General features: G+C 54.6%; 12 protein-coding genes and 1 pseudogene. 3 read left to right on the forward strand and 10 right to left on the reverse strand.

Going from position 1 to position 8,938, the window contains the following annotated elements; all coding sequences use genetic code 11:
* The 8 genes from flgG to AAC083_RS00520 form a co-directional block, all read right to left on the reverse strand.
* Positions 1-679, reverse strand: a 679-nt coding sequence (gene flgG, locus AAC083_RS00485; RefSeq protein ID WP_108537808.1) for a flagellar basal-body rod protein FlgG, incomplete at its 3' end; no start/stop codon positions are given.
* A gap of 14 nt (positions 680-693) precedes the next feature.
* Positions 694-1,440: a flagellar basal-body rod protein FlgF gene (flgF, locus tag AAC083_RS00490; protein ID WP_108537809.1), complete on the reverse strand. Its 747-nt coding sequence runs from the start codon at positions 1,438-1,440 to the stop codon at positions 694-696.
* A 145-nt stretch (positions 1,441-1,585) separates the two neighbouring features.
* Positions 1,586-2,914, reverse strand: a complete 1,329-nt coding sequence (gene flgE / locus AAC083_RS00495; RefSeq protein WP_108537810.1) for a flagellar hook protein FlgE — start codon at positions 2,912-2,914, stop codon at positions 1,586-1,588.
* A gap of 10 nt (positions 2,915-2,924) precedes the next feature.
* On the reverse strand, positions 2,925-3,659 hold the full coding sequence (locus tag AAC083_RS00500; RefSeq protein ID WP_108537811.1) for a flagellar hook assembly protein FlgD: 735 nt from the start codon (positions 3,657-3,659) through the stop codon (positions 2,925-2,927).
* Between the two features lie 15 nt (positions 3,660-3,674).
* Positions 3,675-4,094 carry a flagellar basal body rod protein FlgC gene (flgC, locus tag AAC083_RS00505; protein ID WP_108537812.1) on the reverse strand — a complete coding sequence of 140 codons (420 nt, stop codon included), beginning with the start codon at positions 4,092-4,094 and terminating at the stop codon, positions 3,675-3,677.
* Complete coding sequence (gene flgB, locus AAC083_RS00510; protein WP_108537813.1) at positions 4,094-4,492, reverse strand: flagellar basal body rod protein FlgB; 399 nt, start codon at positions 4,490-4,492, stop codon at positions 4,094-4,096. Before flgB ends, flgC begins: the two co-directional genes overlap by 1 nt.
* A 62-nt stretch (positions 4,493-4,554) precedes the next feature.
* On the reverse strand, positions 4,555-5,379 hold the full coding sequence (locus AAC083_RS00515) for a CheR family methyltransferase (RefSeq protein WP_042036433.1): 825 nt from the start codon (positions 5,377-5,379) through the stop codon (positions 4,555-4,557).
* Between the two features lie 18 nt (positions 5,380-5,397).
* Entirely contained in the window at positions 5,398-6,309 is a 912-nt protein-coding gene (locus AAC083_RS00520) for a chemotaxis protein CheV (RefSeq protein WP_108537814.1), read from the reverse strand.
* 222 nt (positions 6,310-6,531) lie between these two features.
* On the opposite strand from AAC083_RS00520, the gene flgA reads away from it, so the two are divergent.
* From flgA to AAC083_RS00535, 3 genes are all read left to right on the forward strand, one after another.
* Positions 6,532-7,137, forward strand: coding sequence for a flagellar basal body P-ring formation chaperone FlgA (gene flgA, locus AAC083_RS00525; protein ID WP_042036626.1), 606 nt, complete (start codon positions 6,532-6,534; stop codon positions 7,135-7,137).
* Between the two features lie 87 nt (positions 7,138-7,224).
* The gene (gene flgM, locus AAC083_RS00530) at positions 7,225-7,548 is read left to right on the forward strand and encodes a flagellar biosynthesis anti-sigma factor FlgM (protein WP_042036430.1); all 324 of its coding nucleotides are present in this window, start codon (positions 7,225-7,227) and stop codon (positions 7,546-7,548) included.
* The gene (locus AAC083_RS00535) at positions 7,545-7,961 is read left to right on the forward strand and encodes a flagella synthesis protein FlgN (RefSeq protein WP_042036429.1); all 417 of its coding nucleotides are present in this window, start codon (positions 7,545-7,547) and stop codon (positions 7,959-7,961) included. Before flgM ends, AAC083_RS00535 begins: the two co-directional genes overlap by 4 nt.
* A gap of 65 nt (positions 7,962-8,026) precedes the next feature.
* Here the strand turns inward: AAC083_RS00535 and yfcE are convergent, their stop codons facing one another.
* Together yfcE and AAC083_RS22715 are read right to left on the reverse strand one after the other, a co-directional pair.
* The gene (gene yfcE, locus AAC083_RS00540; protein ID WP_108537815.1) at positions 8,027-8,569 is read right to left on the reverse strand and encodes a phosphodiesterase; all 543 of its coding nucleotides are present in this window, start codon (positions 8,567-8,569) and stop codon (positions 8,027-8,029) included.
* Positions 8,570-8,579: 10 nt separating this feature from the next.
* Positions 8,580-8,938: pseudogene (locus AAC083_RS22715) on the reverse strand (peptide ABC transporter substrate-binding protein); the annotation flags it as partial.

The raw sequence follows: 8,938 nt of genomic DNA on the forward strand, positions 1-8,938 counted from the left end.
CGTTGACGTTGGACGTTTCCAGCATGCCCTGCTTGATGACGCCGAGCCCGTCCGCTCCGGCAGTTCCTTGAATGGGAGCACCACTGGACTGGGTCTCGACAAACATGTTTTCACCCATGGGTTGCAGGCCGGCGGCGTTGACGAAGTCAGAGGTGTTGATCTGGCCCACCACCTGGGATGCGCCATCCCCCTTGAGCTTGACGGATACCTGACCATCCTCTCCCACTGTCACACTCTCGCTGTTCTCGGGGATCTGGATTTCGGGTTGCAGCGGGTAGCCATTGCCCGGGGTGACGATAGTTCCTTCATCATTGAGGGTGAACTGACCGTTGCGGGTATAGGCGGCGCTGCCATCGGGCAACTGGATTTCGAAGTAGCCGCGGCCGCTGATCATCAGATCCAGCGAGTTGTCCGTGGTCTGTACGTTGCCCTGGCTGTGGTTTTTCTGGGTGGCAACAACCTTGGCACCGGCACCCAGCATCAAGCCGGAAGGGAGCTCGGTATCCGCCGACGAACGGCCACCCGGTTGGTTGATATTTTGGTAAAGCAGATCCTCGAAGATGGCCCGTGACTTTTTGAAGCCCACGGTGCTGGCGTTCGCCAGGTTGTTCGAGGTGACCGCAATGTTGGTCTGCTGTGCATCCAAGCCGGTCTTGCTGATCCAGAGTGCAGGGTTCATTTAAAACTCCTTGATTAGCTGATACGCAGCAGCTGGGTTTGAGCTTCGTCGTTCTCTTCCGCGGTCTTCATTATTTTGACCTGGGTTTCGAACTGACGTTGCAACCGGATAAGGTTGGTCATCTCATCGACCACGTTGACGTTGCTGCCCTCGAGCGAGCCGGCGATGAGGCCGACATTGGCCGAGGCGGCTTCATTCTGGCCATCCTTGCGACGAAATAAACCATCCTGCCCCTTCTCCACCGCATCGGCGGCAGGCTTTACCAACTTGATACGCTGGAAATCTTCGGGCAAGTTGGCCGCGGCACCTTCGGGACGACCGCTAATGGTGCCATCCCGATTGATCTCGATCTTTTCCATCGGTAACTGCAGCACGATAGGTTGGCCATCATCGTCCACGACATTGAGACCGGTAGAGGTCTGCAGGTTGCCGGTCGCACTCAGCTGCAAGTTGCCCATACGGGTATAGGCTTCGCCCCCATTGGGATCCTGCACCGCGATCCAGCCCTGACCGTCAACGGCCACGTCAAGATCCCGACCCGTGGTCATCAGCATGCCATGCTGCAAGTTCTGACCCGGCCGCTCCGTCATGGCGAAAACCCGGGATGGCAGCCCTTCGCCAAACGCCTGCATGCTGCGTGCCTGCTCGAAGTCAGACTTGAAGCCGATAGTGTTGGCATTGGCCAGGTTGTTGCCACGCACAGCCAGGCTGTGCATGTTCTCCTTGGCCCCGGACATGGCGATGTAAAGCAGGTGATCCATGGGATCCTCCGTCAAACTGATGACTCTGGAGAGATAACTGCAATTTGAGTGCCAACACCGGTTCACGAATGCAAGGAGGGAGATAAAACTGGAGGGAAGCGCTCGAAAAAAGGGCGCCGAGGCGCCCTTGTCATCATGAAGTCACTTAACGGATCTGCAGTATGGTCTGCTGCAATGAACTGTTCACTTCCAGCGAGCGGGAGTTGGCCTGGAAGTTACGCTGGGCCGTGATGAGATTCACCAGCTGGGTGGTCAAGTCCACGTTGGATTGCTCCACCGCTGAAGACTTGATACTGCCCAAGGTACCCGAATTAGGCGTGCCGGGCAGCGCATCACCGGAAAGCAGAGACTGGCGCCAGGAGGTATCGCCGACCTGAGTCAGTCCTTGCGAGTTGGCAAACTTTGCCAACGCAACCATGGCGACTTTTAACGTCGTCGCATTGCTGTAGGTGGCAGAAACAACGCCGTCCGGCGTAATCTCCACCTTGGTCAGATGACCAACAGTGGCGCCATCCTGGGTCAGTCTAGTGACATCGAAAGGAGAGTTGAATTGGGTAACAGTACCGAGACGAATCTCCATTGATTGAGCGGGATCCGCACCGTTGGTAATAATCCCGGCCCCCGGGGTACCTAACGCTTCGGTTTTGATCGGCGCAACCGGGGTGGTTGTATCCAATTTGCCACCGCTGGTAAACACCATCTCAATGCCAGTGGGAATGCCAGCGGCGGGGCTTATCCCACCCGTAATGTTGATAGGCTTGTCACCCTCATATGCGAACATGCTCCAGGTGCCCGGGGTTACTGGCACCCCGTCTTGACCCGGCTCCTGATGGCGGACAAAATATTTGGTGATCACATGAGGAGCGCCGAGCGAATCATAGATCGTCACGGATGTTGAGTTTGCAAAGGTTTCTGAGTCCTTGGGATCAAATTTGGTGGGATCTGTTGGCTTGGTTTTATTTTCAATGCTCAAGTTAAAACTGGCTTCCACCAGCGAGGTCATTTTAGGCTGCCCCGCCCGATCAGGTATTTGAATTGGCTTGGTGGCGTTGATGCTGACCGCCTTGGGCGTACCATCCGCGTTAATTTCATAGCCTTGCAGATAGTGACCCTGATTGTTGACCATATAGCTGTTTTCATTGAGCTTGAAGGCCCCTGCCCGAGTATAGGTACGGTCAAGATTGGTCAGGCCGTCAGAGGTGACGAAAAAACCATTGCCCTGGATGGCCAGGTCCAGGGCGTTGTTGGTAAATTGCAACGCCCCCTGATGGAACTGCTGCGCCACCGCCCCCGTTGCCACACCGTTGCCGACCTGTGTTTTGGCATTGACAAAAATCGAGTTGGCGTACACATCCGCAAACTCGGCACGGGACTCTTTAAAGCCCATGGTATTGACGTTTGCAACGTTGTTGGCGGTAACGTTCAGATCTTTTTGTGCCGCGTTGACACCGCTCAAGGCATTGTTAAATGACATATCCAGCTCCTTAGATCGATGCTGTAGGCTTGGTCGTTGGTGGTGTGGTCTGGTTGGAATTGGTACCGGCAATCTCCAGGATATCCCCCAGAGAAATGGCCCCAAGTCCTTTCAATTTAACCAGGGTGGGAGAGGTGCCATTACCCAGGGTGACGCTTTCTACTCGCCCATAGGTCAAGGCCGAAATGCTCTCTGATATGCCGGCCACAGTGCCGGTTGCTTTAATCTGGTACTTGCCTTCTTTGACGGGCTTACCGTCCTGGTCGGTCCCATCCCAGTTGAAGGACACGTTACCCTTATGTTCTCCCTCAAGGGAGAAGGACTTGATAACCTGCCCTTTTTCATCTTCAACTGTGATTTTCACGTTCGACATTGTCTTGTCGCCGACAGCGACCACCCCGGAAATCTCGCCATCTTTTTCCAGATAGCCGGTATTGGAGGGGATCAGTACATTCTGCCCCACCAGAGCAGAGGCCTGCAGCGCCTGGCTGGAGGTCATCAAGGTATTCAGATTGCCCATCTGGGTCGACAGACTCGATATCCCTTCCGAGGTCGACATCGATGTCATCTGGGACAGCATCTGGGCGTTGTCCACCGGCTTGAACGGATCCTGATAAGAGAGCTGCATGGTCAGCAGCTTCAGAAACGACGCCTGATCCAGCTCTTTCTTGGGCGTCGTCGGCGTGCCAGTGGTCTGGGATGTGGTACGGCTGATACCGTTCACATTATTGGTTGTATCTACCATCTGTGCGTACCCCTATCAGGACTTGCCAAGCTGAAGCGTCTGCTGCAGCATCTTCTTGGCAGAGTCGGCAACCTGCACATTGGTCTGATAACTGCGTGAGGCGTTGATCATGTCTGCCATCTCTTCCACCATGTTGACGTTGGGCTTGAATATAAAGCCATCCTTGTCAGCCATGGGGTGGCCCGGGTTGTACTCCTTGAGCAAGGGCGCCTCGCTCTCGACAATCCCCTTCACCTCGACCCCGACGGATGCCTGCTTGTCTGACATGGCCCGATCCAGCTGAGCGGCAAAAATTGGCCGCCTGGCATGGTAAGTATTTTCCACACTGGAGCTGACGCTGTCGGCGTTGGCCATGTTGCTGGCCACCGTGTTGAGTCGAACAGACTGTGCACTCATGGCCGAGCCTGCAATGTCAAAGACCTTGAACAAACTCATTACTGTTCTCCTTTCAGCGCCTTCAGCAGGCCACTGATCTTGCTATTCATAAACTCAAGGGAGGTCTGGTACTCAAGGCTGTTACGCAAAAACTCGCTGCGCTCCTGCTGCACATCTACCGTGTTGCCATCACCGGTGTCGGGCTGCAGGGGATTGCGGTACTGCGTGAGGCCTGGGGCATCCGACTGCAAGGCGAAGTGCTTCTCACTGGTCGTCGCCAGGCCGAATCCCTGCCGATGCTGGGCCCCTTCCAGAGCCTGTGAGAAGTTTATATCCCTGGCCTTGAAACCCGGGGTATCAGCGTTGGCAATGTTGCTGGACAACACCTCTGCACGCTTGGAGCGAACGCTCAGCGCGTATTGATGAATACCAAATGCCTTGTCGAATGAAATTGCCATAGCACACCTCCTGCTTGATAAATTATTAGCAAGAGGCGTGCCAAAGAGGATTTATGCGGGGATTATTTGACTTTGTAGATGATACCGGGATTGCAGCGGACCATTTCGAACTTGTCGGTCAGACCGGCCAGTGACTCGGAAGCCCCCAGCATCAGATAACCACCGGGATTGAGACTGCCGGCGAACTGGTTGAGGATCTTGGACTTCACTTCCGGCGCAAAATAGATGAGTACGTTACGGCAGAAGATGATGTCGAACTTGCCGAGCAGGCTGTAGCTCTCCAGCAGGTTCAGTGGCCGGAAGGTGGTCAATTTTCTGACACGCTCCACCACTCGCATCTTGTTGTCACCATAAGGTTCGAAGAACAGCTTCTTGCGCTCCGGCGACAGGCCTCGGGCCAGCGCCAGGCTGTCGTACACCCCTTCCTTGCACTGGTTAAGCATAGTGCTGGAAATATCTGTGCCCACGATCTGCACGCCACCGGGCAAGGTACCCGGCTTCTTGACCTGCTGCTCCAATGCCGTCATGGCGATGGAATAGGGCTCCTGACCTGATGAGGACGCGGCCGACCAGATCTTGATCGGACGGCCGCTCTTGCCAAGCTCAGGAAAAATCTTGTCCGTCAGCAACTGAAATGGATAAGTATCCCGAAACCACAGGGTTTCGTTGGTGGTCATGGCATCAACCACTGCCATTTTCAGGTCGCGCTCACGCACACTCATCGCTCGCGTAACCAGATCAGACAAACTCTCAATACCAAACTGAGTCATCAAGGGCGAAAGCCGACTCTTGACCAGATACTGTTTGTTGTCACCCAGCACGATCCCGCTCTGTACTGCCAGAAAGTTGCTGAATTGTTTGTATAAGTCGTCCGAAAGTGTCTTCATGCAGTTTGTTCTTCTTGATTAGAGTGCGCCTTGTACGGCTTTGGCCAATTCATCCGGCTGGAATTTGGCAATGAAATTGTTCGCACCGACTTTCTGCACCATGGCCTGATTGAACACCCCACTGAGGGATGTGTGCAGAATAACATGTAAGTCCTTGAGATTGGGATTGTTGCGGATCTCGGCGGTAAAAGTATAACCGTCCATTTCCGGCATCTCGATGTCCGAGATCACCAGGGCAATTTGATCCTTGATGGGGCCATTCTTGGCCATCTCCAGTAACATGTTGAGCGCCTCACGCCCATCCTTGGCCAGCACACACTGTACACCGATAGCCTCGAGGGCCCGCTGGACCTGCTTGCGAGCAACAGAAGAGTCATCTGCCACCAGCACAGGACGACCATGGGTACTGTGCTCGATACTGGCATCCACCAGCTCGGCACTCACCTCGGTCGACACCGGAGAGATCTCGTTGAGGATACGTTCAACGTCCAGGATCTCCACCAGCTCGCCATCTACCTCGGTGACCGCCGTCATGTAGTTGATGCGACCAGCCCCTTTGGGGGGGGGCAGAATGGATTCCCAGTTCATGTTGATGATGCGCTCGACCGAGTGCACCAAAAAGCCCTGCACGGAACGGTTGTACTCGGAAATGATGATAAAGCACTTACTCAGATCCTCGATAGGACGCTTGCCCACCGCCATGCTGAGATCGATCACCGAAATGGTCTGGCCACGGATATGGGCAACCCCGCGAATGCAGGAGTTCAACTTGGGCATGACGGTCAATGAGGGACATTGCAACACTTCACGCACTTTGAATACGTTGATGCCAAATCTTTGACGTCCATTGAGACGAAACAACAACAACTCCAACCTGTTTTGTCCCACCAGCTGGGTACGTTGGTTGACCGAGTCCAGAATACTGGCCATAAACACTCCCTAAAAACGCTTGGCACTAATCATGCATGCGTGTTGGCTTACGTCAGACTATCAATGTCACTACAAACGAATTCTGAAGCAAGCATAGTTAAATGTGGTGATATACGTGAACAACTTATCGGCCTGCGAGCGAAAATGATTAGTAGACTTTTCCTCATCTTACTGCTGTTTTGCGGCATATCTCACACCACGGCTTCCGAGGTGACCAGCTATCTGCAAGAAATGGCACAAGAGTTTGTGCTAGGCCAGCTCGATATTCCGCTCGACGCCCAGGCGCAGGTGCTAGCTGCCTCCATCGATGACCGCCTGCCTCTAAGCCGCTGCGAAGAGCATCTTACCATCAGTTTTCCCGCAAGGATGGAGGTGCGTCGCAACACCACTGTCTACCTCAAATGCGAGGAGGATAAACCTTGGGATCTCTATCTGCCGGTTCGGGTCAGCATACAAAAGCCCTATGTGACCGTCTCAGCGCCGGTGGCCAAGGGCGACATCCTCAGCGAAAGCATGCTGACACTGGCCTATCAGGATCAGACGCTGATCCGTGGTGACTATCTCAGCGATCCGACCCCCCTGATAGGCGTACGTAGCAAGCGGGAGCTCAAACCGGGTCAGCCCATACGGCTCACCCAAGTCTGCGTGGTGTGCAAAGGCGATCAAGTCACACTCAGTGCAGAAAATAGCAGCATGCAAATCAAAACCATGGCCCGAGCCTTGCAAGATGGTAGCTTCGGAGACATGATCAAACTCGTCAATATTCGTTCAGGAAAAACGGTGCAGGGAAAAGTCAGCGCGGTCGGTGCCGTGGTGGTCACTTTCTGAATGTTTTAGGCCACTTTTTTCTAAAGTTCTGACGACCGTCACCGATAAACAGGTAAGCGAACAGCAAAGCAGACGAAGGTAAATAACATGGCTATCAACAATATCAATAACCTAGCGAACAATCGGTTGCAAAACACCGGTAGCAGCCTGGGTGCCAATACCAAACCAGCGACCTCATCCCCCGACAACCGTGCGGCGACCGTCAGGACCGACTCCGTCTCCTTGACCAATGAGGCGCAGCAATTGCAACAGATGCAGAAAAACCTCAACTCAGCCTCTACTACCGGCAATGAAAGCCGGGTCGAGAGCTTGAAAAAAGCCGTGGCCAATGGTGAATATCAGGTCAACAGTGAAGCTGTGGCCAAGAAGATGTTCAGCTTTGAATCCAATCTGGACAAGCTGCTGGGATGATGGATTTACCTTCGCTGCTGCATACCCAAGACGAATACCTCTCCCAGATGCAAGGTTTGCTGGGGGAGGAATTCAACCTGCTCAAACAGCACCAGGCACTGGCACTGCCTGAGCTGGCAGAGCGCAAGCAGAAACTGCTTGCCGATATTGAAGTGCTGGATCAGACCCTGGCCCAACTGCCCGATCTGCAACAACAGCTGAACGCCTTTCCCGAGAAGATGCATCTCCTGCGTGAAAAACTCGATGCCTGCCAGGAACAAAATGATCTCAATGGCCGCCTGCTCGAACTCAGCATCGTCTCCAACCGACGCCTGGCAAGCTTCCTGAGCAAGTTGCGTGATCGCAACTCACTGACCTATGACGCCAAGGGCAATACCCGCTCAGGTACTCGCTCATTCGGCATAAAGGCCTGACTTCTCTCTTCTCACTTTCAGTTTCCCCTTACAGCAGCCCCTGATCTGCCCCCTCGCCACACACCTTACAAATTCAGACGCAGCAAGGCCTCGCTATCCGCACAGGCATGGATGCCCAATACACCGTCTTCATAGCGGCCATAAGTTGCCGCCAGCTCTGCACGTGGAAAACAGATGGATCCCGGATTCATCAGCACCAGCTCCCCTTCTCGCTGCAACACGGGCATATGGGTATGACCGCTGATAAACAGGCTGCCTGCCGGCAGCGGCACCGCCTCCGGGCGATAGAGATGACCATGGCTGACAAACCAGCGCCGGCCATCCACCAGTAACTGGTTGTAGGGGGCCATCATGGGGAAATCCAGCAGCATCTGATCCACTTCCGAGTCGCAATTACCACGCACCGCCATGATGTGCGGCGCCAGCTGATTAAGCCGCTCGGCCACAGCCGCGGGGGCATAACCCGGCGGTACCGGATTGCGTGGGCCGTGGTTGAGCACGTCGCCGAGCAACAGATAGTGATCAGGCTGCCAGGTGGAAAGCTGGTCAAGCACCTGCTCCAGGGCACTCAGGCTGCCGTGCAGGTCCGACATAATGGCAATCTTCATCGCTCGTTCCTCACGGCTGACTGAAATAGAGATCCTTGGTGGCAATCGCCCCCTTGAGATTCTGAACGGGCAAGCCACGCAGGGTGGGATCCACCAACCGCATCTGGTTGTAGTGATAGATGGGAATGGCGGGCATCTCATCCATCAGCAACTGTTCGGCCTGTTGGTAGAGCCCGACCCTGACGTTACCATCCAGGGTATCCGAGGCCTGCTGCAACAGGCCGTCAAAGGCCGGATTGCAGTAGCCACTCTCGTTCTGGGGATCCTGGCAACGGAAGCTGTTGAGCATGGATGAGGGCTCCACGTAATCCCCGAACAGGAAGGAGCGAGCCAGCATGAAGTCCCCGCTGTCTTTGGCCACCTGATAGG

Source organism: Aeromonas sp. HMWF014, from assembly GCF_963878295.1.
Classification (GTDB): domain Bacteria; phylum Pseudomonadota; class Gammaproteobacteria; order Enterobacterales; family Aeromonadaceae; genus Aeromonas; species Aeromonas popoffii.